The organism is Anaerococcus groningensis, from assembly GCF_046365465.1.
In the GTDB taxonomy this organism is placed as follows: Bacteria; Bacillota; Clostridia; order Tissierellales; family Peptoniphilaceae; genus Anaerococcus; species Anaerococcus groningensis.
On the sequence record NZ_JBGMEG010000040.1, the window covers coordinates 1 to 512 of the forward strand.

The 512-nt window shown below is 30.7% G+C and carries 1 pseudogene; it reads right to left on the reverse strand.

Annotated features, from left to right (window positions below):
- Positions 1–512: pseudogene (locus AB9Q04_RS08175) on the reverse strand (hypothetical protein); the annotation flags it as partial.

The following is a 512-nucleotide window of genomic DNA, read 5'->3' on the forward strand; positions in this document are numbered from 1 at the left end:
AGTCTGTAACATCCATTTCTACTTCTAACTTTTCCTTGAATTTATCTAATTTATCTTCTTCTAATATATCAGAGAAGTTTTCTTTAAGACCTGGAGTAAGTAGGCCTGTTACGATTTGGTTTTTACCATCTTTTACTACTTTTCCATCATCTACTGTAACATTTGAAACTTTGTCTCCATCAAAAATCATTGCAGTTACTACTGCATATGGAGAATAAACAGTGCTTTGCTTACCATCAATTTCTGTTGTTTCAGACTTTTTGTTTGTAGCTTCAGCAACTATTTTTAAGTGACCAGATTTTCCTTCTAGATCGCTTGTATTTACTTCTTTGCCATCTAGAAAATATGTTACTTTTACATCTACTGGAAGCTCTCCGTTAGTTTTTCCTTGGTAGTAGATATCCTTATCTTCTGCATTCCAAGTTATAAAACCATTATTTGATTCTATAGCTTCATCAGTTTCTAGGTTTTTGATATCTTTTAAGTTTGATTTATCTTTTATTTTTATATTT